The sequence below is a fragment of the Mesorhizobium sp. B4-1-3 genome (assembly GCF_006439355.1).
Taxonomy (GTDB): domain Bacteria; phylum Pseudomonadota; class Alphaproteobacteria; order Rhizobiales; family Rhizobiaceae; genus Mesorhizobium.
Genome location: NZ_VFTG01000028.1, coordinates 36,677 through 57,775, shown reverse-complemented (window position 1 = coordinate 57,775; position 21,099 = coordinate 36,677). Strand labels below are relative to the sequence as shown.

The following is a 21,099-nucleotide window of genomic DNA, read 5'->3' as shown; positions in this document are numbered from 1 at the left end:
CACCAACGGGCCGCCTCGGCGGCTGCCCCTATCTGTTTTTCCGGCCGCCCCTGCCACTCATTTGGCGGGGTACCGGCTAAAACGGGAGAAAACCCGTTTCCGGAAGGCCGCTTTTCGGCCCTCAGGAAAGAGGTTTTCAAACGCCTCGCGCAACAAAGCCTCCCTCAGTCCAAGGGAGGGGGCGGACGGCGCGAGACCGTCCGCCCTCGCCTGACAGGCTTACTTCAGCTCGACCTTGGCGCCAGCTGCTTCCAGCTGAGCCTTGAACTTGTCGGCGTCGGCCTTGGAAACGCCTTCCTTGACCGGCTTCGGAGCCGCTTCGACCAGGTCCTTGGCTTCCTTGAGGCCAAGGCCGGTGATGGCGCGGACTTCCTTGATGACGTTGATCTTCTGGGCGCCGGCGTCGGCGAGAACGACGTCGAATTCCGTCTTCTCTTCAACCGGAGCAGCGGCAGCGGCAGCACCACCGCCAGCGGCGGCAACAGCCACCGGAGCGGCGGCCGAAACGCCCCACTTCTCTTCCAGGAGCTTCGACAGCTCAGCCGCCTCGAGGACGGTCAGCTTCGAAAGGTCATCTACGATCTTCGCGAGATCAGCCATTTTGATATTCCTTTAATTGGTTCGAACGTGTGTTGTTGACAGCGAGGAACGGCCTCATGCCGCCTCGTCCTTCCGGGCGTAAGCGCCGATAACGCGCGCGACCGAAGCCGCGGGCGCATTGACGATCTGGGCGATCCGGGTTGCCGGCGTGGCGATCATGCCAACCAGCTTGGCGCGCAGCTCGTCGAGCGACGGCATCGTGGCGAGTGCCTTGACACCATCGGCGTTGAGCGAGGTCGTGCCCATCGCGCCGCCGAGAATGACCAGCTTGTCATTCCCCTTGGCGAATTCGGACGCGACCTTCGGCGCCGCAATCGGATCCTCCGAATAAGCGACCAGCGTCTGCCCCTTGAACAGATCGATGATCGATGCGGAGTCCGTGCCCTGAAGAGCGATCTTGGCGAGACGGTTCTTCGCGACTTTGACGGTGCCACCAGCAGCGCGCATCTTCGACCGGAGGTCGTTCATTTGCGCCACGGTGATACCGGCGTAGTGGGCCACGACGACTGAACCCGCGTTCGAGAACGCATCATTCAGGCCCGTGACGAGTTCGCGCTTTTCCGCTCTGTCCACTGCCTATCTCCAGTTGACCACTGCCTCATTTTCGAGGTCAGAAGTCGGGTTGCCTTTTGCCGGCCGGGCCATCCAAAATCCTGGATCTCCCGAACGACGCTCGAGGATCCTGCCCCCTTTCTCGCCACACCGACGGCAAAGCCGGCGATGCGCTGACAAAAGGCAAACACGGTTCGAACCTTTCATTGGAGCGTGTCGCTCCTTTGTCGGGTCTTCACCCGTCTCATGCAGGCCCACATGAATTAAGGCTGTTGGGCCGCCTGCAATCTCGGACAGGATATCCGGAAGCCTTCCGGCTTCCGGGTACCGGGCCGCCGACGGATCGGCGGTCCGGAATTCTTGTTACGATCAGCTCAAGGCCGACCGGACGACACTTACGACGCGGCGAGCGTCGCAATGTCGAGCTTGAGGCCGGGGCCCATCGTCGAGGTGACCGACACCTTCTTGACGTAGTTGCCCTTGGCGCCCGCCGGCTTGGCCTTGTTCACCGCATCGGCGAAAGCGCGGACATTTTCTTCAAGCGCCTTGACGTCGAACGAGACCTTGCCGACGCCGGCCTGGACGATGCCGGCCTTCTCGACGCGGAACTCGACCGCGCCGCCCTTCGAAGCCTTGACGGCCGCGGCGACATCAGTGGTCACGGTGCCGACCTTCGGGTTCGGCATCATGCCGCGCGGGCCGAGCACCTTACCGAGACGGCCGACCAGCGGCATCATGTCCGGCGTGGCGATGCAGCGATCGAAATCGATCGTGCCCTTCTGGACGATGTCCACCAGGTCCTCGGCGCCAACCACATCGGCGCCGGCGGCCTTGGCTTCCTCGGCCTTGTCGCCGCGGGCGAACACCGCCACGCGCACCGAGCGGCCGGTGCCGTTCGGCAGATTGACCACGCCGCGGACCATCTGGTCGGCATGGCGCGGATCGACGCCGAGATTCATCGAGACCTCGATGGTCTCGTCGAACTTGACCTTGGACCGGTCCTTGAGCAACTGCAGCGCCTCGGAGAGCGCATAAGCCTTGTTCGGATCGATGCCTTCGCGGCTCTTGGCAACACGCTTTGCAATCTTTGCCATGATCTTAGCCCACCACTTCCAGGCCCATCGAGCGGGCGGAGCCCTCGACCATGCGCATGGCCGCCTCGACGTCGTTTGCGTTCAGGTCCTTCATCTTCTGCTCGGCGATCGCGCGCACCTTGTCGCGGCTGATCGTGCCGACCTTGGTCTTGCCCGGCTCCTTGGAGCCCGACTTCAGGTTGGCGGCCTTCTTCAGGAAGTAGCTCACCGGCGGCGTCTTCATGACGAAGGTAAACGACTTGTCCTGGTAGTAGGTGATGACGACCGGGATCGGCGACCCCTTTTCCATCTCCTGGGTCTGCGCGTTGAACGCCTTGCAGAACTCCATGATGTTGATGCCGCGCTGACCAAGCGCCGGGCCGATCGGGGGCGACGGCGTAGCCGAGCCCGCGGCAACCTGGAGCTTGAGCTGGCCTGCAACTTTCTTAGCCATCTCTATTCCTGCCTTTTCTCATGCCGGCCCATTAGCGGGACACCGGCGGTTGCAGTCTGGTGGTGCGGTTCCGACGGCCGGCTATGCCGCCTTCGCCTCCCACCCGTTCATGCGGCGCCTTAGGCAACCGCCCCTGACACCTGTCGGAGCAGGGAACCCGACGCCTTGCGGCGCGGATATACGGATCAGCCCTTTTCGACCTGTCCGAATTCCAGATCGACGGGCACGGCGCGCCCGAAGATCGAAACTTCCACCTTCAGGCGGGCCCGCTCCTCGTCCACTTCCTGGACGACGCCGTTGAACGACGCGAACGGACCATCCGAGACGCGGATCGCCTCGCCGATCTCGAAAGTGACCGAAGGCTTCGGCCGCTCGACCCCCTCCTGGACCTGGTTCAGGATGCGCTGCGCCTCGGTCTCGGTGATCGGCACGGGCTTGGAGTCGCCCAGGAAGCCGGTGACCTTCGGCGTGTTCTTGACCAGCGAGAATACGGCGTCGGTCAGGTTGGCCTTCAGCAGCACATAGCCCGGGAAGAACTTGCGCTCGGCATCGACCTTGCGGCCGCGGCGGATCTCGACCACCTTCTCGGTCGGCACCACGATCTGCTCGATCTCGCCGGACAGGCCCTTCTGCTTGGCCTTGTTCTCAATATCCTCGGCGACCTTCTTCTCGAAGTTCGAATAGGCGTGGACGATATACCACCGCGCAGTCATTTCACGACCTCTCCGTAAACCGCCGAATTAATGCCCGAGACCCAGGATCCACTCGATCGCATAGCCCATCAGAATATCGGCAGCGAAGAAGAAGAGCATCGCGATCACCGCGAACACCAGGACCATCACGGTCGAGATCATGGTTTCGCGCCGCGAAGGCCATGTCACCTTGGCCGTCTCCGCGCGAACCTGCTGGAGAAAGGTAAAGGGATTAGTGGTTTTCGAAGCCATGTGCCGCCTGTGTTCAAGACCCGTTGGCCGGGCCTCCTGGATGATCCCGCTGGCCGGGACGTGCCGCCTGAGCTCCATGCGGGGCGAATCAGCGCCGCTATTTCACCCACGCAAATCAGACGCGTAAAGCCGGCTTCCCAGCTCCACGCGTCGCGTGTCTGTCTTGTCTACATAAAACCGATTCTTAATCCACGCAAGTGGCAAGGTCCGCTTTATGTCCTGGCGCCGCCTCGGAACCATCCAGTCGTCCCGTCCCGGCTATGCGGGGCTTATGCCCCAATTTCCGCCATATGGCAAGCCGCCCGCCGATTTTCAACCGGGAGAGTTTCTTTTGCCCTTTGGAAAGATGGCACGGGCAGCAGGGCTCGAACCTACGACCTGCGGTTTTGGAGACCGCCGCTCTACCAACTGAGCTATGCCCGTGCATGCGCTTGTTCGGCGCAGGCGCTTCCTAAAAGCTTCCGGGCGTTCTGTAAAGAGCGCTCCGATGCCGTTTTGGAGCCCTTGTCAGAAATCTGAACTGGCGACTGTCGGCAATCGATCACGGGGCGCAGGCGCCTACGGTTTTCCGGCCGGCGGCTTGTAGGGGCCGCCCGGCACGCCCCAGCCCCAGGCCGGCATCGGCTCGGTCTCGGGATCGCAGGTCTCGCCCAGATTCGAGTTCATCTTCGCCAGCCGCGATCCCCACTCGACATAGCCCATGAAGGCGGAGCGGAACTCGGGGTCGTTCGGCAGGCCGACATCATCCGCAGCATCGGCGAGCAGGTTGATCCAGCGCCTGCGCTGCTCCTCGGTCAGGTGCTTGCCGAGGTGATGCATCACCATTTCGCGATGGCCGCCATGCTTCTCGCTGTAGGTTTTCGGCCCGCCGAAGACCTCGCCGATGAAGGCCGCGACATGTGCCGGGTGATCCGGCGACATATGCTTGAATACCGGCCCGACGACGGGATCCACCGCCACCTTTTCGTAAAAGGCTCGGGTCAGCCGGTTCAGCGCCTCGCTGCCGCCGGCCCATTCATACAAAGTCGGGATGTCCTCGCCCATCGCCGCTCCTCCACTGCATGCACCACGCGGAAGATAGCGGCAGCGCCCTGCCCCGCTCAACCTGCCCCGATGGCCAGTGCGCGCGATCTGCTTGTTCACGCAATTGCAGACGGGAAGCCGTAAACAGTTTTCCTGGAACTGCCCTACAGCTTCGCCGGCGCCTTAGCCTCGGCATCGGCAGCTGGAAGAGCCCGGCAATTGTCCGGCATGGGAGCGGAACTGCAAATCGTGGCGCCCGTCAGCGCGTCCACCGATTGCGGCCCGGTCGTCAGTCCGAATGTCTTCAGTTCATCCCGGCTGAGTTCCCTGTGCTTCGCATATTCGGCCGACTGCATGGCAACGAAAAAGCCTGAGCCGATCCCCATCTCATCGAGATACGCCCTGACTTTGTCTGCCATGCCCATGGAATGCACCAGGAAATGCGCATTGGCGCCGACCAGACGCCGAACGCCGCCGGCGATCATGACCGCGCAAGCCGCATCGCATTCGGCGCCTGCGTCGATGGTGAGGCCGGGATGGACACCGTCGGATGCGGCGCAGCCCTCCGTGCCCGGATCGCAATCGAGAAAATCCGTTCGCGCGATCGCGACATCCAACCTGCGTTCGCGGATCAGCCGGCCTGCGGCAAGCGCCGCCTGCACATCGCCGCCCGGCGAGTCGACGATGATGGGCAACCGGCGCTCCCGGATCGTATCGAGCAACTGGCGCAGCTTGTCGGCGGAGCCAGCCGCGATCGTGCCTTCCGCCGAAATCCATTCCGGACAATCGGGATTGCAAAGCGGATTGCTGCCGCGAACAACAACGAAGCGCATCTCCTGTTCCTGGGCCTGCGGCGACGGCGTTGGCGTGGAGGTAACGGGAGACGGCCCAGCTTCGACTGCCGCAACTTCGGTCGGCTTGCCGTTCGACGGTATCTCGCGACAATTCGCCGGCGCCGGCTGACGCCGGCAAATGGTGCCGTCGGCCAGCAGATCGAGCGAATCGAGGCTGGTGACGAGTTTCATCTCAAGCATGTCCTCGGGCTCGATCTGCCTTATGTCGCTGGCAGGCGTCGCCTTCATCACGCTGAGCACGCCCTGTTCGACGCCCATCTCCTTCAGATAGGCCGATAGCCGCTTCTCGACTGCCTTGCTCATCTCATAGGTCTTGTAGCTGCCGGCCTTCTTGCGGCTGACGACCCTGGTGCTGATGATCTTCTTCTTGCCGTTCACGATCCGATAGGTCGTGCGGTAGAGCAGCTTCTCGCGCTGGTAGGTGGTGGTGATCTGATGGACACCGAGATAGGCCCATTCGCCGACCACGCGGCGCGTGCCGCCGGCAAACATCAGCGGGCACGCCGAATTGCACATCGCTCCGCTGTCATGAGCGACGCCCGAGTAGGGCTGGTCCTTGCCATCATTGTCCCGGCAGTTCTTCATCCCCGGCGAGCAGCCGGAAAACTCCGTGATACCGACGGCGATATCGAGCTTGTTCTTGCGGATCATGCGACCAAGCTGCAGCGCGGCATCGACATTGCCGCCGGGAGAATTGACGACGATTGGCAATTGCCGCCCGCCGAGCGTCTTCAGCAGACGTCTCAGCAGCGCCGGCGTGCCGGCCTCGATCGTGCCTTCGGCGGAAATCCATTCCGGGCAGTTCGGCGCGCAGCCCGGCGCACTGCTGCGTACGACGACGAAGCGCATCGCCGGGCCGTAGTTCGGCGGGGTTTCCTTCGCGGCGGCGCTGAGGGCGGCCAGCCCCACGGCAGCGGCCAATCCCAGCCGAAGCAGGCCGCGCCAGCACCGTACGGTCTTTGAACAGAATGTGGAAACCACGTCCGGCAGCCCCAAGGATACAAGCCATACTAATTGGGACGACGGTGCTTGCAACAGAATTGAACAGGCCGGTGCGACACTGCTTCCAAAGCAAAAAGGGCGGCCCGAAGACCGCCCTTTCCCTGTCGAACCGGCAGAAGCCGGATCGATTATTCCTTGATGGTGACGACGATGCCGGCACCGACGGTGCGGCCGCCTTCACGGATGGCGAAGCGCAGCTTCTCTTCCATCGCGATCGGCACGATCAGCTCGACGTCGACGGTGATGTTGTCGCCGGGCATCACCATCTCGGTGCCGGCCGGCAGCGTCACGATGCCGGTCACGTCGGTGGTGCGGAAGTAGAACTGCGGACGGTAGTTGGTGAAGAACGGCGTGTGACGGCCGCCCTCATCCTTGGTCAGGATGTAGGCTTCGGCAACGAACTTCTTGTGCGGCTTGACCGAGCCCGGCTTGGCCAGAACCTGGCCGCGCTCCACACCCTCGCGGTCGATGCCGCGCAAGAGCGCGCCGATGTTGTCGCCCGCCTGACCCTGGTCGAGCAGCTTGCGGAACATCTCAACGCCCGTGCAGGTCGTCTTGGCGGTCGGACGGATGCCGACGATCTCCAGTTCCTCGCCGACCTTGACCACGCCGCGCTCGACGCGGCCGGTCACCACCGTGCCGCGGCCCGAGATCGAGAACACGTCCTCGATCGGCATCAGGAACGGCTTGTCCAGCGGACGAACCGGCGTCGGGATATAGGCGTCGACCTGGGCCATCAGCTCGCGAATAGCGTCCTCGCCAATGGTCTTGTTGGAATCTTCCAGAGCAGCCAGCGCCGAGCCCTTGACGATCGGAATGTCGTCGCCAGGGAACTCGTTCTTCGACAGAAGTTCGCGAACCTCGAGCTCGACCAGCTCGAGCAGCTCGGCGTCGTCGACCTGGTCGACCTTGTTCAGGAACACCACGATCGAGGGCACGCCGACCTGACGGGCAAGCAGGATGTGCTCGCGGGTCTGCGGCATCGGGCCGTCGGCGGCCGAAACCACCAGGATCGCGCCGTCCATCTGCGCCGCACCCGTGATCATGTTCTTCACATAGTCGGCGTGGCCGGGGCAGTCGACATGGGCATAATGACGGTTGGCCGTCTCATACTCGACGTGAGCCGTCGAAATCGTGATGCCGCGTGCCTTCTCTTCCGGCGCCGCGTCGATCTGGTCATAGCGCTTGTATTCGCCAAAATACTTCGTGATCGCCGCCGTCAGCGACGTCTTGCCATGATCGACGTGACCGATCGTGCCAATGTTCACATGCGGCTTGGTGCGCTCGAATTTACCTTTTGCCATAGTCTCTTTCCTTGGACGGCCTTGACCTTCAGTTCAGTCGAATGCGGGGCGATTAGCGACAACGGCCGAAAAACACAAGTGCCTTGTGGCTGAGCGGATTCCCGCTCGACCCGAACCAATGGTCGATTTCGGTGGGATGTGCAGCGATATAGGGTTGCCGCGGGTAAAATCAAAGGCGCCGGGCTGGCCTATTGCCGCCCCGACGCCGCTCTGATCTTGTCGGCCGCATGCAGTTCATTCCATCCAATATCCGCGGTCCGCTGTTCATGGTCGTCTCGACGGGATCCTATCTCGTCAACGACACGATGATGAAGCTCGCGACCACCGGGCTGCCGCCCTATGAAGTGCTCCTGCTGCGGGGTGCTGCCGCAACCTTGTGGGGCGTGCCGCTGCTTCTGATGCTTGGCTATGCCAGGCATATCCCACTGCTCTTCGAGCGCAAGGTGCTGCACCGCAACCTGTTCGAACTCCTGGCGATCCTCTGCTACGTCGTGGCCCTGGCGAACATGCAGATCGCCGATTCCACCGCGCTCGGGCAGGTCACGCCCCTCATCGTGCTGGTCGGCTCCTCGATGCTGTTCGGCGAAAAGATCGGCGTCTTGCGCATGGCGTTGATCGGCCTTGGCTTTGTCGGGGCGCTCATGGTGGCGCAGCCGACCATGCAGGGCATTTCGGTCTATGCGCTGCTGGCGCTCGGTAACGCCGCCTTCGCGGCGGTGCGCGATATAGCCGGCCGCAAAGTGGCCGCCGAGGTGCCAGGCATGATCGTCGCCATCTCCGCGGTCCTGGTGGTGCTGGCCGGCTCGGGCGCGGCGCATCTGGCGACCGAGCAATGGGTGATGCCGGAGGGACGCCACCTGCTGCTGATCGCCGGAGCAGGCCTGTTCCTGATCTTCGGCCATTTCTTCATCTTCATGGCCTACCGGATAGGGCCGACAAGCGCGGTCGCGCCCTTCTATTACTGCTTCACCGTCTGGGCGGTCATCTCGGGCTTGCTGGTGTTCGGACAGTTTCCCAACACGCTCGCCGTCTGCGGCATTCTGTTGGTGATGGCCAGCGGCCTGGCGATCGTCTCTCTCGACGAAAGACGACGCCGACTGGCCCTGGTCGCCTAAGAGCGCAAAGCCAGCATACGCCGACCCGAACGGGTCGACCCCCCCCCGCAGCCAACCGGTTGCGGCTTGCTCCGTCTTACAACGACCGGCTACCGGTGATTTGGTGATAAGCCCAAAGCACGACGATCGAGCCGATCACGGCCACGATCAGGCTCCAGATGTTGAGGCCGGTGACGCCCGCCGAGCCGAAGGCGCTGAAGATCAGCCCGCCGACGATAGCGCCGACAATGCCGAGCACGATGTCCATGATCATGCCCTGGCCGGTCTTGTTGACGATCTTGCTGCCAATGAACCCGGCGATAAGGCCGAGAATGATCCAACTGATGATGCCCATGATTCCCTCCAAAAATTTCCCCTGCCGCCCCAATCATGTTCATATGATTGTCAAAAGCTCAAGTCAGCTTGAAATTCCGCCCGTTTGCGCCATTGTGGGGCCGGGCGGACTTGGCTGGATAAGGAGATCCATTGTGGGCCTTTTCGACAACGCCGTTCCGGGCGGCAATATCACCAAACCCCTGATGATCGCGCTCGGCGCGCTTTTGGTCGGCAAGATGCTGAGCGGCAGAGGCGAAGAGGCGGCCGCGCCGCAACCGTCGGCGCCGACGGCTGCGGGAACCGACGCGTCGGCCGATGGCGGGCTGCTCGGCGGTCTTGGCGGCCTACTCGACAAGCTGAAGAATGCCGGCCACGGCAATGTTGCCGACTCCTGGGTCGGCACGGGCCAGAACCAGCCGATCAATCCGGGCGACCTCGGCTCGGCACTTGGGCCGTCCGTTATCCGCGAGATCGCGCAGCGCACCGGCATGAATGAGCAGGAACTTCTGCAGCAACTTTCCACGGCGTTGCCCGGCATCGTCGACAAGCTGACGCCTAACGGCCAGATCCCGCAGAACCATCAGGTCGCTTCGGCCTTCAACAGCTAAACGGGCTGGATGACATGGAAACGCTGCGCGCCTGCGCGCGGCGTTTTCCTTTCGCCATTGCGCGCCGCGTTTTCTTTGGAGCGTGCGAGGAGGAAATCTGGAGCGGGTAGCGGGAATCGAACCCGCATATTCAGCTTGGAAGGCTGCTGCTCTACCACTGAGCTATACCCGCGCCTTGCACTGAGGTACCGGATTCACCCGAAAAGCGCCATGCACTTTTTCGGTCCGAGACTTGTTCGTTCAGGGCTTCCGGGCCGGCAGTGGTGGAGAGGGTTGGATTCGAACCAACGTAGGCTAAGCCAACGGATTTACAGTCCGTCCCCTTTAACCACTCGGGCACCTCTCCAGTCTGCCGCCGGAGCCATGCAACGAGGCATTCGCGCCGATCCGGAGCCCGAGTTAGATCTTCTCTCCGAAATCAGCGATGCGCCTTATGGCGGCAAGGCCGGTGGGTGTCAACCGGCGCGGCGCGGGTTTTTCGAAGATGTTCGGCATTCATTGCGGCAGGCCGTATCCTTAGCCGGGCGAGCCCGCTATAGAGGCCGCATGAGCGACGAAAAAAGCAACAAGCCGGGCACGCGCAAGGACACGCATTATGCCAAGCTGCGGCGCGCGCATCGCGACCAGAAGGCGGGCGGCGCACCGGTATTCCGACCGCGCCAGCCGGTGCCGCCGGGCGAAGGGCCTGGCGACGGGCTGGTGCGGCTTTACGGCCTGCACACGGTGCGAGCGGCGCTCGACAATCCGCGCCGCAAGATCAAAAAGATGCTGGTGACCCGCAACGCCGCCGAGCGTCTGTCGATCGGCGATCTCGCCGCCCTGCCCTTCACGACCGAGTTGGTCGAGCCGAAGGACATCGACAGGATCACCGGGTCGGACGCGGTGCATCAAGGCGTGCTGATCGAGGCCGAGCCGCTCAAGCCGAAGCGCCTCGACGCGCTCGGCGAAACCAGGCTGGTGCTGGTGCTCGACCAGGTAACGGACCCGCACAATGTCGGCGCGATCCTGCGTTCCGCGGTTGCATTCGGCGCCGGCGCGCTGATCACCACCGCGCGCCACAGCCCGCAGGAATCGGGCGTGCTGGCCAAATCCGCCTCCGGCGCGCTGGAGCATATCGACCAGATCGAGGTGAAGAACCTCGCCGATGCGCTGGGGCAACTGCACGAGGCCGGCTTTCAGACCATCGGGCTCGACTCGGAAGGGCCGGCGGAATTGGAAAAGAGTTTCGCCGGCGAGAAGATCGCGCTCGTGCTGGGCGCTGAAGGCAAGGGCCTGCGGCAGAAGACGCGCGAGACGGTGGCCGCGCTCGCCCGCCTCGACATGCCGGGCGCCATCCACTCGCTCAACGTGTCGAACGCGGCGGCGGTCAGCCTCTATGCGGCGAACGCATTCCTGAAGCGCGGCTGAGTGCGGATCCACTTCAGCCTCGAAGCGAAAAACGGGCTCCCGCGGCGAAACGCAGGAACCCGTTCTCTGACAGGAAAAGAGCAGGCGGCGTGGGAACGTTGAGCCGCCGTCCCTTGACCTGATGCATGTCGCCCAAAATTGCGCAGCGGTTTTGGGAGAACACATGCATCAAACAAAGACTTAAAGCGCTTCGGCTGAATCCCTTCAGCGCGACGCGCTTTAAGCCGCCTTGCCTTTGGCTTGCGCCGCCTCCCCGCCGACCTCATGCGCAGCCATCCGCTCCAGCGCCCTAACCAGGCCCGAGTGATCTTCCTTCGCCCCGCCATTGGCCGCACAGGAATTGAACAGCTGCTGCGTCGCCGAGGTGTTGGGCAGCGAGACACCGAGCGCCTTCGCGCCTTCCAACGCCAGGTTGAGGTCCTTCTGATGCAGCTCGATGCGGAAGCCGGGCGCGAAGGTGCGCTTGATCATGCGTTCGCCATGCACTTCGAGAATGCGCGAGGCGGCAAGGCCGCCCATCAGCGCCTGCCTGACCTTGGACGGATCGGCGCCGGCCTTCGAGGCGAAGACCAGAGCTTCGCCGACGGCTTCGATGGTCAATGCCACGACGATCTGGTTGGCGACCTTGGTGGTCTGGCCGACGCCGTTGGGCCCGACCAGCGTGATGTTCTTGCCCATCTTCTCGAACACCGGCTTGGCGCGTTCGAACGCCTTTTCCTCGCCGCCGACCATGATGGTGAGCGACGCCGCCTTGGCGCCGACCTCGCCGCCGGAGACCGGCGCGTCGAGGTAATCGCAGCCGAGCCCGTTGATTTTCCCGGCGAATTCCTTGGTTGCGATCGGCGAGATCGAGCTCATGTCAATGACCAGCTTGCCCTTGGACAGACCTGAAGCGACGCTGTTCTCGCCGAAGAGAACGTCGGCGACCTGGGGCGTGTCGGGCACCATGGTGATGATGATGTCGGCGGCCTTGGCCACCGCATTATGGCCGGCTACGGTCTTCAGCCCCTTTGCAACGAGGTCAGCCGGGGGCTTGGAGCGGTGCTCGCTGGCGACGACCGGATAACCAGCGTCGAGAAGGTGCCCCGCCATCGGCGCGCCCATGATGCCGAGGCCGATGAAACCGATGGTTTCCATTGTTTTGCTCCTGAAATTCTTGGCTCGAAATTGCCGAGAGGTCTGCGCTGCCCCTCATCCGCCTGCCGGCACCTTCTCCCCGTATAGTGACGGGGGAGAAGGAAGCTCTTAGGCCGCCGCGCTTCCCTGCCCGGCGAATTGCCGGAACCAGCCGAGCCCGGCTTCGGTGCCGGCCTTCGGCTTGTATTCGGCGCCGATCCAACCGGAATAGCCGAGCCGGTCGATGTGGTCGTAGAGGAAGGGATAGTTGATCTCGCCCGTCCCCGGCTCGTGACGGCCGGGATTGTCCGCAAGCTGGATATGCGCGATGCGGCCGAGGTTCGCCTCGATGGTACGGGCGAGATCCCCCTCCATGATCTGCATGTGATAGATGTCGTATTGCAGGAACAGGTTCTTCGAGCCGATGCGGTCGATCAGCGCCAGAGCCTGGTCGGAATAGTTCAGGAAGAAGCCGGGGATGTCGCGGGTGTTGATCGGCTCGATCAGCAGCCTGATGCCGGCCTGCTCCAGTTTTTCCGCCGCGAAAGCCAGGTTTTCGGCAAAGACGTTTTCTAGCACCGCGCGGTCGGCGCCCTGCGGCGCGATGCCGGCCAGGCAGTTGAGTTGCTCGCAGCCCAGCGCATGGGCATAGGTGATCGCCTTGGCGATGCCCTGGCGGAATTCCGGCACGCGATCGGGCAGCACGGCAATGCCGCGCTCGCCCTTCGCCCAGTCGCCGGCCGGCAGGTTGAAGAGAACTTGTGTCAGACCGTTCTTTTTCAGGCGCGCCGCAACAACGTCAGGCGCGTGGTCATAGGGGCCGATATATTCGACGCCCTTGAAACCCGCGCGGGCAGCGGCATCGAAACGGTCGAGGAAATCATGCTCGCCGAAGAGCATCGACAGATTGGCTGAAAAACGCGGCATTCCTTTTTCTCCTTCTCTCCGCCAAGCCTCAATCGAGCATCATGATGGCCGTCGGCGCATCCTCGTTGCGTTCGGCAAGTTCCTCGAACTCGGTGATCTTGTCGATTTCCGTGCCCATGGAAATGTTGGTGACGCGCTCGAGGATGAATTCCAACACCACCGGAACCTGGTGCTCCTTCATCAGCCGCTGCGCCTCCTTGAAGGCACCGGCGAATTCCTCGGGCTTCTTCACGCGGACCGCCTTGCAGCCCATCGCCTCGGCTACCGTGACATGGTCGACGCCGTAGCCGGCCTCTGGATCGTCTGCACGGTTGACGTTCTCGAAGGCAAGGCTCACCTCGTAATCCATCGAAAAACCGCGCTGCGCCTGGCGGATGAGGCCGAGATAGGCGTTGTTCACGACGACGTGGATGTAAGGCAGCTTGTGCTGCGCGCCGACGGCCAGCTCCTCAATCATGAACTGAAAGTCGTAGTCGCCGGAGAGCGCCACGATATCCCGGTCCGGATCGGCGGCACGCACGCCGAGCGCCGCCGGCAGCGTCCAGCCGAGCGGGCCGGCCTGGCCGCAATTGATCCAGTTGCGCGGCTTATAGACGTGCAGGAACTGCGCGCCGGCGATCTGCGACAGGCCGATCGTGGTGACATAGGTGGTGTCGCGGGCAAATGCCTTGTTCATCTCCTCATAGACGCGCTGCGGCTTCAGCGGCACCTGCTCGAAATGCGTCTTGCGCTTCATCGTCTTCTTGCGCTGCTGGCACTCCTTTGCCCAGCCCGCCCAGTCGCGCAGTTTGCCGGCGGTGCGCCATTCCGTAGCGACGTCGAGCAGGATCTTCAGCGCGGCGCCCGCATCCGACACGAAGCCGAGATCCGGCGCGAAGACGCGGCCGATCTGGGTGGGCTCGATGTCGACATGGATGAATTTTTTCCCCTTGGTGTAGACGTCGACCGAGCCGGTGTGGCGGTTGGCCCAGCGGTTGCCGATGCCGAAGACGAAGTCGGCGGCAAGCATCGTCGCATTGCCGTAGCGGTGCGATGTTTGCAGTCCGCACATGCCGGCCATCAGCCGGTGGTCGTCGGGGATCGCACCCCAGCCCATCAGCGTCGGGATGACCGGCACGCCGGTGACTTCGGCGAACTCGATCAAAAGATCGGAGGCATCGGCATTGATGATGCCGCCGCCGGCGACGATCAGCGGCTTTTCCGCTTCGTTGAGCATCGAAAGCGCCTTCTCGGCCTGGGCGCGCGTCATTGCCGGCTTGAAAGGGCTGAGCGGTTCATAGGCGTCGATGTCGAACTCGATCTCGGCAAGCTGAACGTCGAGCGGCAGGTCGACCAGCACCGGTCCGGGCCGCGAGGAGCGCATCAGGTGGAATGCCTTCTGCAGCGCCATCGGCACCAGGTAGGGCTCCATGACGGTGACCGCCCATTTGGCGACGGGCGAAGCGATCGACGCGATGTCGACGGCCTGGAAATCCTCCTTGTTGAGGCGGGCACGCGGCGCCTGGCCGGTGATGCAGAGGATCGGAATAGAATCCGCCGCGGCCGAATAGAGGCCGGTGATCATGTCGGTGCCGGCGGGCCCCGAAGTGCCGATACAGAGCCCGATATTGCCGGCCTTGGCCCGCGTATAGCCTTCGGCCATGTGCGAGGCGCCCTCGACATGGCGGGCAAGCACGTGGCGGATGCTGCCCCTTGCCTTCAGCGCCGAATAGAGCGGATTGATCGCCGCACCCGGCACCCCGAAGGCATCGGTGATGCCTTCCTTTTCGAGAACGAGAACCGCCGCGTCGACCGCGCGCATTCTGGCCATGACAAGCCTCCATTTCATTGGTTGGCTTGATAGTGACAGCGCGCCTTCGATTTTTCAATTTTTTCAGAATATTTTTTCATTTCCAGAAAAGGGCGTTTATCATCTGATTCCGCTGCACTTTTGGTTTTCCAGAAAGTGCATCGTGACAACCACTGAAAAACTTTTTCATTGCATCCAGCATCAGATCGGCGAGAATAGCCGTCATGGAAACGACGGAAAAACGCCAGCGCGGCCGGCCGCGCGCCTTCAATGGTCCGTCCGAAGCGGCCTCGGTGCAGTCGCTCGACCGGGCGCTGCGGATCCTGGCGATCGTCGCCGAAGCCAGCGGCTTGTCGCTGAGTGAAATCGCGGCGCAAAGCGGCATCGCCGCCTCCACCGCCTATCGCATGCTGACGACGCTGGAAAACCACGGCATGGTCGAGTTCGATACGACCGATCAGCTCTGGTCGGTCGGCGTCGAGACCTATCGCATGGGGGCAGCCTTCCTGCGCCGGCGCAAGCTGGTCGACCGTGCCCGCATCGTCATGCAGGAGTTGATGGAGAAGACCGGCGAAACGGCCAATCTCGGCGTCGCCGAGGACGATTGCGTCGTCTTCGTCAGCCAAGTCGAGACGCATCAGGCGATCCGCGCCTTCTTCCGGCCGGGGACGCGCAGCCCCTTTCATGCTTCCGGCATAGGCAAGGCGGTGCTGGCGCATCTCGAGCCCGAACGGGTCGCCGCCATCCTGCGCAAGACGGGCCTGCAGCGCTACACCGACAAGACGCTCTCCGAGATCTCGGCGCTGGCCCATGATCTCGCCACCATCAACCATCGCGGCTGGTCGGTCGACGACGAAGAGCGCCACCCCGGCATGCGCTGCGTGGCCGCCGCCATTTTTAACGAATATGGCGAGCCGATCGGCGGCGTTTCGGTATCCGGACCGACGGTGCGGGTCACGCCCGAGCGGCTGGCCGAAATCGGTCCGCTGGTGCGCGACGCCGCGGTCGAGGTGACGAAGATGATAGGCGGCGTGAAAGCCTACTGACTAAGACGCGCCCGGCAAGGCGCTCTTTGCCGATATGTCGAAGAAATCGAGCAGGATGGCCAGCCCGACGCCACAGGCCGCCAAGATGAGGCCGGCGATGAATATCCGACAGGCGCGGTCATGAATGCTTCGCTGCAGGGATTTGATGTCGAGCAGAATGGCAAGCGCCCGCATCTGCAGCGCGATGCCGACCAGGATCGGCAGGACGGCAATCAGATGGTAGGTCTGCCATGGGATCGGGTTGGCCGCCCAATGGGTGATAAAGCCTAGCGAGAACGCCAGCAGGATGCCGACGATGGTGATGGTGCCATTGCGGAAAACCGGTTCGACCCGTTCTTCCCTGGGATCCTGCTCGTCCATGCCACCCTTCCCTCGTTTGGCGCCGAAGCCAGACTAAACGCTTGCAAAATCGCTGTACATCGCTGGTTGCCCGGCAAGGTGCCGGCCGGTCATAGCCTCGCCGGGCGCTGGACTTAACCATCTTGCCGGGGTGCCGGGACGCATGCGAAAGGGCAAGGATGCGGAAAACAATTTACCTCCTGTCCGCCGTTTCCCTTTGCGGATGCATGGCGGCGGCACCGGCGCCGGTCGAGCCCATCGCTGGTCCCAACGGCAACCCGCTCGTCGATCCCGTTCCGATCTCGCTGGCCATGGAAGAGATCATCACCGCCGGCGTCCGCCAGCATTTGAAGAATCCCATCGCCGCCAAGTTCGGGACTATGCTTGCCGGCGAGCGCAGTTTGAATGGCCGCCACGAAATCGTGGCGTGCGGCTATGTCGACGACAAGGGCTCTCCCGGCGGCAACGAGCCGTTCATCGGCAAGATCTATCCCGATGCCGGAAACAGCTTCGAGCTCGTCGCGATAAATGACGTTTCAGTCAGCGGCGCTTGCAAGGCGGCGGGATTGGCGATGCCGGAGCTGAAGCCCAATTCCTGAACTGGTGCAGGCAGGCACCTTGTCCGCTTCAAATCAAGCCGATCAGGCGGATGCGTAGTATTCAAACGCAAGAAAAGGGGCTGTGGCAGCCCCTCTCTCCCGCCGTTAATTTAGCTCCCTCCTAAAGCCTGCAATAGCGCGGGCCGTCGTAGCTCATATAGGTGTCGGTGCGCTCGTCGTAGCTGGCGTAGCGGGCGTAGCAGCGGCGGACGTGGATCGAGTCGTAGCCGTCGTCCTCGACATAGACGGTGCGGGGCTGCTGGGCGAGCAGGCTGCCGAGAACGAAACCGCCGACGCCGGCGGCAATGCCGATGCCGAGCTCGCGGCGGTGATGATGGTCGTGGGCGGCCGAAGGCTGGACAGTGCCGACGAGCGAGCCGGCGGCGACGGTGGTGGCGATGAGGCCGGAAACGATGGTGCGCTTGAACATGACGATCTCCTGTTTCAATGGAGAGGCGAACCATCCGCCTCTTGACCATGGGTCGCCGCGGGCCGGGAAAAGGTTCGAAGATCCTTTGAGATTTTTTCGCCGACGATTTTTCCCGGCCTTTCCCCCGCTTCCGGCTGCCGGTCGCCCGGACGCAAAAGGGCGGCCCGAGGGCCGCCCTTGGAAAACAAATGGTCTTCTCGTCAGAGGAAGATGATCACCTTGCCGTGGTGGTGATGCTTGTGATGGTGCCACCACCAGAACTTCTTGTGGTGATGGTGGTGATGATGATGGTGGTTGCCATGCGCCGAGGACATCTCGACCGTGGCGACCAGTGCCCCGGTGGCGACAAAGACGGCGACGAGGCCGGAGATAAGGGTACGCTTCAACATGATGATCTCCTGGATCCTTGATCGAGGCGACCATTCGCCTCTCGGGAGATCAGTCGTGGCGAAGCGGCAAAAGGTTCGAAGGTTTTGAGGGGTTAGGCAGTAGGAACTAGGCAGTAGGGAACTTGAAGCATCGCCTACTGCCTACTGCCTTCCCACCCCCTCATCCCATTCCCGTGACGTGCCTCAGCCAGAAGGCGAGCACGATGAAGCCGACGAAGGTGGCGACGCCGGTCCAGTCGATATTGGCCTTCTTCAGGTCGCTGACGACCTTCACGAGGAGAAGCCAGGTCACGACGATAAGCGGCAGGATGATGACGAATCTGATCATGCGGCACCCGTTCGTGCGATTGCACCTGGACGAGATGTAGGAAGCTCGCTGACGGATTTCAGGATGCCCTTCAGTGGCGGTCCATTAGCAACCCAAAACGGAGTTTTGTCTTTACTGGCGCACGAAATATGCTACCGGAGCGCCATGCCCTTGTAGCTCAGCTGGTAGAGCAGCGGTTTTGTAAACCGAAGGTCGCGGGTTCGATCCCTGCCGGGGGCACCAGGATCTTGATCCGGCTACGCAGATCCAATCGCCGCCACCAGCACCCTGTTCTGCCGTCGTATCGCCGCGCGCAGCTCCGGTATTCTCGCCTCGTCCCGCTTCACGAACTCGATGAACATCATGTTCATGTTGTTGAAGATCAACTCGCCTACCGCCGGCCCGTCGATGTCCGAGCGCACCAGGCCGAGTTCCTGCAGGCGGACGATCAGCGCGCTGATCTGCTTGGTCAGTTCCCGGTCGAGCGCGGTGTAGGCCTGGCCGAAGGGGCTGTCGGGCAATTGCGTCGAGATCGCCATCGCCTGGCGCCACATCTCCTTGCTCAGATAATTCAGCGAGTGCTCGATATAGATGCCGATCAGCGTGTCGAGCGCGTCGCCGACATTGGCGGGCGGGCCGGCGACCACCCCTCGCCCGGCATTCAGCACCTCGTTGACTTCCATCGACACGATGGCGCCGAGGATGTCGCCCTTGTTCTGGTAGTAATTGTAGATCGTGCCGATCGAGACCTCGGCCTGCGCCGCGATCGCCTCGATCTTGGCGCCTTCATAACCGGCCTCGCGAAACAGCGCGGTGGCCGCATCGATGATGCGGCGGTGCCGGTCCGCCTTCTGCCGTTCGCGCAATCCGCTCATATCGGCCTCTTTGCCACAAAATCATAATTGACTCAATTTTAGAATTGGTTCAACTTTTCTTCCAACAAGCCAGCAAGGCAGGGAGAACACTCGATGACCACCAACACTCGGATTCCGCTTTCCACCCTGAAATCTCGCCTCGCAGCCGCCTGTGCGACAGCCGCGCTGCTGCTCGCGGCCGGCGCAGCCCAAGCAGCCGATCTCAACGCGCTGATCTGGTGCGATCATTCCGATCCTGCGCTGCTGCAGCCCTTCGAGCAGGCCAACAACGTGAAGGTCAACGTCAAGGAATTCGAAGGCACCGGCGCCGGTCTCGCCATTGTCGAGCAGTCGCAGCCCGGCGACTGGGACGTGATGGTGATCGACAGCATCGATGTGCCGCGTGGCGTCGAGAAAGGCCTGTTCGAGCCGCTGCCCGAGGACAAATTGCCCTTCGCCGACCTGTTCCCCGAAGTGAAGATGGACAAGTCGACCATCGTCGACGGCAAGCGCTACGGCATCACCGAAAAGTTCGGCTACAACACGATCGGCTTCAACAAGACCAAGGTCGACCCGGCCGACATGCAGTCGCTGGCCTCGCTCACCAGCGACAAATACAAGGGCAAGGTCGCAATCTACGATTACTACCTGCCGGTGATCGGCATGGCGGCGCTCGCCATCGGCAAGAAGACCGCCGACCTCACCGAGGCCGACTTGCCGGCGCTGAAGGCCGAACTGCTCAAGATGAAGGCCTACGCCAAGCTGGTCGGCGAAGTCACCGCCAGCCAGACGGCGTTGGCCACCGGCGAGGTGGATATCCTTGTCGGCGGCGGCGAGTGGGTCACGGCTGGCCTTGCCAAGGAAAACCCGGCGCTCGACTTCTCGATCCCGAAGGAGGGTGCTGTTCTCTGGTCGCAGTCGCTCGCCATGTTCAAGGATTCCAAGAACAAGGACATGGCGCTGAAATTCATCCAGTACATTCTGAGCCCGGAAGGCCAGGCGCGGCTTGCGACCTCTTCCTGCTATTGGGGGATGCCGTCGAACAAGAAGGCGGCGCTCACCGACGACCAGAAGAAGATCCTGCGTTTCGACGAGCAGCCCGGCTTCCTTGCCCGCGCCCAGGCCTATCCGGCGCCAAATGCCGACCTCGACAAGAAGATGCAGGATATGTGGACCGAGATGCTGCAGGCGCAGTAAATCGGCCGATGGCATCAGCGGGAAACAATACGCGTGCCCTGCCCTGGGCGCTGGTCACGCCAGCGCTGGCGTGGACGCTTCTGTTCTTCGTGCTGCCCTTCATTGCCATGGGGCTTTCCAGCCTCACGGCGCATGAAGGCGGCGGCTTCACTTTAGCCAATTATAGCCAGTTCTTCACCGATCCGTCCTACTGGCGGGCGATGGTGAACTCGCTGGAGATGACAGCGATCGTCACCGTGATCTCGATCCTGCTCGCCTATCCCTTTGCCTGGACCCTCGCCGAGATGGTGCCGGAGCGCTGGCAGCGGCTGGCGCTGATGCTGGCCGTGCTGCCGTTCTGGACGTCCTATGTCGTGCGCTCCTATTCCTGGCTGCTGGTGCTGGCGCAGAACGGCGTCATCAACCGGGCGCTGACCGGCCTGGGCGTCATCGGCGAGCCGCTGCAGCTCGCCAATACGCGCTTCGCCACCGTCACCGGCTTCGTCCATTTCTTCGTCATGCTTTTGACGCTGACGATCTTCGCCAATCTGAAGCAGCTCAGCCCGAGTTACCGCAAGGCGGCCGCCGATCTCGGCGCCGGGCCGGTGCGCACCTTCCTGCATGTCGTGCTGCCGCTGACCCTGCCCGGCATCATGGTCGGCGCCTTCCTCACTTTTGTGCTCTGCATCGGCGACTACATCACGCCGCAGATCCTCGGCGGTAACAACGAGCTGGTGATGCCGCAGCTCGTCATGATGCAGATCGGCCGCCGCGGCGATTTCCCGCTGGCCTCGGCGCTGTCGATCATCCTGATGGCCGTCGTCACCATCGCCTATCTCGCCTGCGCGCGATGGCTGAAGATCGAGCGGGCATGAC

General features: G+C 62.7%; 25 protein-coding genes and 4 tRNA genes. 8 read left to right on the top strand and 21 right to left on the bottom strand.

Annotated features, from left to right (window positions below; genetic code table 11):
* Positions 1 to 219: 219 nt before the first annotated feature.
* From rplL to tuf, 10 genes are all read right to left on the bottom strand, one after another.
* Complete coding sequence (gene rplL / locus FJW06_RS25585) at positions 220 to 600, bottom strand: 50S ribosomal protein L7/L12 (protein WP_140755767.1); 381 nt, start codon at positions 598 to 600, stop codon at positions 220 to 222.
* 54 nt (positions 601 to 654) lie between these two features.
* Positions 655 to 1,173 (bottom strand): 50S ribosomal protein L10, encoded by a 519-nt coding sequence (gene rplJ, locus FJW06_RS25580; protein WP_128261369.1) that lies wholly within the window; start codon positions 1,171 to 1,173, stop codon positions 655 to 657.
* A gap of 374 nt (positions 1,174 to 1,547) precedes the next feature.
* The gene (gene rplA / locus FJW06_RS25575; protein ID WP_140755765.1) at positions 1,548 to 2,246 is read right to left on the bottom strand and encodes a 50S ribosomal protein L1; all 699 of its coding nucleotides are present in this window, start codon (positions 2,244 to 2,246) and stop codon (positions 1,548 to 1,550) included.
* A 4-nt stretch (positions 2,247 to 2,250) separates the two neighbouring features.
* Entirely contained in the window at positions 2,251 to 2,679 is a 429-nt protein-coding gene (rplK, locus tag FJW06_RS25570; protein WP_040983061.1) for a 50S ribosomal protein L11, read from the bottom strand.
* A 185-nt stretch (positions 2,680 to 2,864) separates the two neighbouring features.
* The gene (nusG, locus tag FJW06_RS25565) at positions 2,865 to 3,392 is read right to left on the bottom strand and encodes a transcription termination/antitermination protein NusG (RefSeq protein WP_041003121.1); all 528 of its coding nucleotides are present in this window, start codon (positions 3,390 to 3,392) and stop codon (positions 2,865 to 2,867) included.
* A 27-nt stretch (positions 3,393 to 3,419) separates the two neighbouring features.
* On the bottom strand, positions 3,420 to 3,623 hold the full coding sequence (secE, locus tag FJW06_RS25560; RefSeq protein WP_027170383.1) for a preprotein translocase subunit SecE: 204 nt from the start codon (positions 3,621 to 3,623) through the stop codon (positions 3,420 to 3,422).
* Positions 3,624 to 3,970: 347 nt separating this feature from the next.
* Positions 3,971 to 4,046, bottom strand: a tRNA-Trp gene (locus FJW06_RS25555).
* A 135-nt stretch (positions 4,047 to 4,181) separates the two neighbouring features.
* Positions 4,182 to 4,667: a group II truncated hemoglobin gene (locus FJW06_RS25550; RefSeq protein WP_140755763.1), complete on the bottom strand. Its 486-nt coding sequence runs from the start codon at positions 4,665 to 4,667 to the stop codon at positions 4,182 to 4,184.
* Between the two features lie 143 nt (positions 4,668 to 4,810).
* The gene (locus FJW06_RS25545) at positions 4,811 to 6,349 is read right to left on the bottom strand and encodes a hypothetical protein (RefSeq protein WP_140755789.1); all 1,539 of its coding nucleotides are present in this window, start codon (positions 6,347 to 6,349) and stop codon (positions 4,811 to 4,813) included.
* A gap of 281 nt (positions 6,350 to 6,630) precedes the next feature.
* Positions 6,631 to 7,806 carry an elongation factor Tu gene (tuf, locus tag FJW06_RS25540; protein ID WP_040983039.1) on the bottom strand — a complete coding sequence of 392 codons (1,176 nt, stop codon included), beginning with the start codon at positions 7,804 to 7,806 and terminating at the stop codon, positions 6,631 to 6,633.
* Between the two features lie 227 nt (positions 7,807 to 8,033).
* Between tuf and FJW06_RS25535 the strand changes: the two genes are divergently transcribed.
* Positions 8,034 to 8,921 carry a DMT family transporter gene (locus tag FJW06_RS25535; RefSeq protein WP_140755761.1) on the top strand — a complete coding sequence of 296 codons (888 nt, stop codon included), beginning with the start codon at positions 8,034 to 8,036 and terminating at the stop codon, positions 8,919 to 8,921.
* 76 nt (positions 8,922 to 8,997) lie between these two features.
* On the opposite strand, the gene FJW06_RS25530 is transcribed toward FJW06_RS25535, so the two are convergent.
* Positions 8,998 to 9,255: a GlsB/YeaQ/YmgE family stress response membrane protein gene (locus FJW06_RS25530; protein WP_128260876.1), complete on the bottom strand. Its 258-nt coding sequence runs from the start codon at positions 9,253 to 9,255 to the stop codon at positions 8,998 to 9,000.
* Positions 9,256 to 9,388: 133 nt separating this feature from the next.
* Between FJW06_RS25530 and FJW06_RS25525 the strand changes: the two genes are divergently transcribed.
* Positions 9,389 to 9,844: a YidB family protein gene (locus tag FJW06_RS25525; protein WP_140755759.1), complete on the top strand. Its 456-nt coding sequence runs from the start codon at positions 9,389 to 9,391 to the stop codon at positions 9,842 to 9,844.
* Between the two features lie 98 nt (positions 9,845 to 9,942).
* Here the strand turns inward: FJW06_RS25525 and FJW06_RS25520 are convergent.
* Positions 9,943 to 10,016: transfer RNA gene (locus FJW06_RS25520), tRNA-Gly, on the bottom strand.
* Positions 10,017 to 10,105: 89 nt separating this feature from the next.
* Positions 10,106 to 10,190: transfer RNA gene (locus FJW06_RS25515), tRNA-Tyr, on the bottom strand.
* A 200-nt stretch (positions 10,191 to 10,390) separates the two neighbouring features.
* Between FJW06_RS25515 and FJW06_RS25510 the strand changes: the two genes are divergently transcribed.
* Positions 10,391 to 11,251 (top strand): RNA methyltransferase, encoded by an 861-nt coding sequence (locus FJW06_RS25510; protein WP_140755757.1) that lies wholly within the window; start codon positions 10,391 to 10,393, stop codon positions 11,249 to 11,251.
* A 219-nt stretch (positions 11,252 to 11,470) separates the two neighbouring features.
* Here FJW06_RS25510 and FJW06_RS25505 read toward each other — a convergent pair whose 3' ends face one another.
* From FJW06_RS25505 to gcl, 3 genes are all read right to left on the bottom strand, one after another.
* Positions 11,471 to 12,388, bottom strand: a complete 918-nt coding sequence (locus tag FJW06_RS25505; RefSeq protein ID WP_140755755.1) for a 2-hydroxy-3-oxopropionate reductase — start codon at positions 12,386 to 12,388, stop codon at positions 11,471 to 11,473.
* Between the two features lie 108 nt (positions 12,389 to 12,496).
* Positions 12,497 to 13,294: a 2-oxo-tetronate isomerase gene (gene otnI / locus FJW06_RS25500; RefSeq protein WP_140755753.1), complete on the bottom strand. Its 798-nt coding sequence runs from the start codon at positions 13,292 to 13,294 to the stop codon at positions 12,497 to 12,499.
* Between the two features lie 28 nt (positions 13,295 to 13,322).
* Positions 13,323 to 15,104 carry a glyoxylate carboligase gene (gcl, locus tag FJW06_RS25495; RefSeq protein WP_140755751.1) on the bottom strand — a complete coding sequence of 594 codons (1,782 nt, stop codon included), beginning with the start codon at positions 15,102 to 15,104 and terminating at the stop codon, positions 13,323 to 13,325.
* 203 nt (positions 15,105 to 15,307) lie between these two features.
* Between gcl and bhcR the strand changes: the two genes are divergently transcribed.
* Positions 15,308 to 16,129 carry an HTH-type transcriptional regulator BhcR gene (bhcR, locus tag FJW06_RS25490; protein WP_140755749.1) on the top strand — a complete coding sequence of 274 codons (822 nt, stop codon included), beginning with the start codon at positions 15,308 to 15,310 and terminating at the stop codon, positions 16,127 to 16,129.
* On the opposite strand, the gene FJW06_RS25485 is transcribed toward bhcR, so the two are convergent.
* On the bottom strand, positions 16,130 to 16,489 hold the full coding sequence (locus FJW06_RS25485) for a hypothetical protein (protein ID WP_140755747.1): 360 nt from the start codon (positions 16,487 to 16,489) through the stop codon (positions 16,130 to 16,132).
* Between the two features lie 206 nt (positions 16,490 to 16,695).
* Between FJW06_RS25485 and FJW06_RS25480 the strand changes: the two genes are divergently transcribed.
* Positions 16,696 to 17,067, top strand: coding sequence for a hypothetical protein (locus FJW06_RS25480; protein WP_246674836.1), 372 nt, complete (start codon positions 16,696 to 16,698; stop codon positions 17,065 to 17,067).
* Positions 17,068 to 17,188: 121 nt separating this feature from the next.
* On the opposite strand, the gene FJW06_RS25475 is transcribed toward FJW06_RS25480, so the two are convergent.
* The 3 genes from FJW06_RS25475 to FJW06_RS25465 form a co-directional block, all read right to left on the bottom strand.
* A complete protein-coding gene (locus tag FJW06_RS25475; protein WP_140755743.1) occupies positions 17,189 to 17,497 on the bottom strand; it encodes a BA14K family protein in 309 nt (102 codons plus the stop codon).
* Between the two features lie 200 nt (positions 17,498 to 17,697).
* Positions 17,698 to 17,886 carry a hypothetical protein gene (locus tag FJW06_RS25470; RefSeq protein WP_140755741.1) on the bottom strand — a complete coding sequence of 63 codons (189 nt, stop codon included), beginning with the start codon at positions 17,884 to 17,886 and terminating at the stop codon, positions 17,698 to 17,700.
* Between the two features lie 160 nt (positions 17,887 to 18,046).
* Entirely contained in the window at positions 18,047 to 18,214 is a 168-nt protein-coding gene (locus FJW06_RS25465; RefSeq protein WP_095767587.1) for a hypothetical protein, read from the bottom strand.
* A 146-nt stretch (positions 18,215 to 18,360) separates the two neighbouring features.
* Here FJW06_RS25465 and FJW06_RS25460 point away from each other — a divergent pair.
* Positions 18,361 to 18,436: transfer RNA gene (locus FJW06_RS25460), tRNA-Thr, on the top strand.
* A gap of 14 nt (positions 18,437 to 18,450) precedes the next feature.
* Here FJW06_RS25460 and FJW06_RS25455 read toward each other — a convergent pair.
* Entirely contained in the window at positions 18,451 to 19,068 is a 618-nt protein-coding gene (locus FJW06_RS25455; protein ID WP_140755739.1) for a TetR/AcrR family transcriptional regulator, read from the bottom strand.
* A gap of 93 nt (positions 19,069 to 19,161) precedes the next feature.
* On the opposite strand from FJW06_RS25455, the gene FJW06_RS25450 reads away from it, so the two are divergent.
* Together FJW06_RS25450 and FJW06_RS25445 are read left to right on the top strand one after the other, a co-directional pair.
* Entirely contained in the window at positions 19,162 to 20,244 is a 1,083-nt protein-coding gene (locus FJW06_RS25450) for a spermidine/putrescine ABC transporter substrate-binding protein (RefSeq protein ID WP_140755737.1), read from the top strand.
* Between the two features lie 8 nt (positions 20,245 to 20,252).
* Positions 20,253 to 21,098, top strand: coding sequence for an ABC transporter permease (locus FJW06_RS25445; protein WP_140755735.1), 846 nt, complete (start codon positions 20,253 to 20,255; stop codon positions 21,096 to 21,098).
* The last annotated feature ends 1 nt before the right edge of the window (position 21,099 follow it).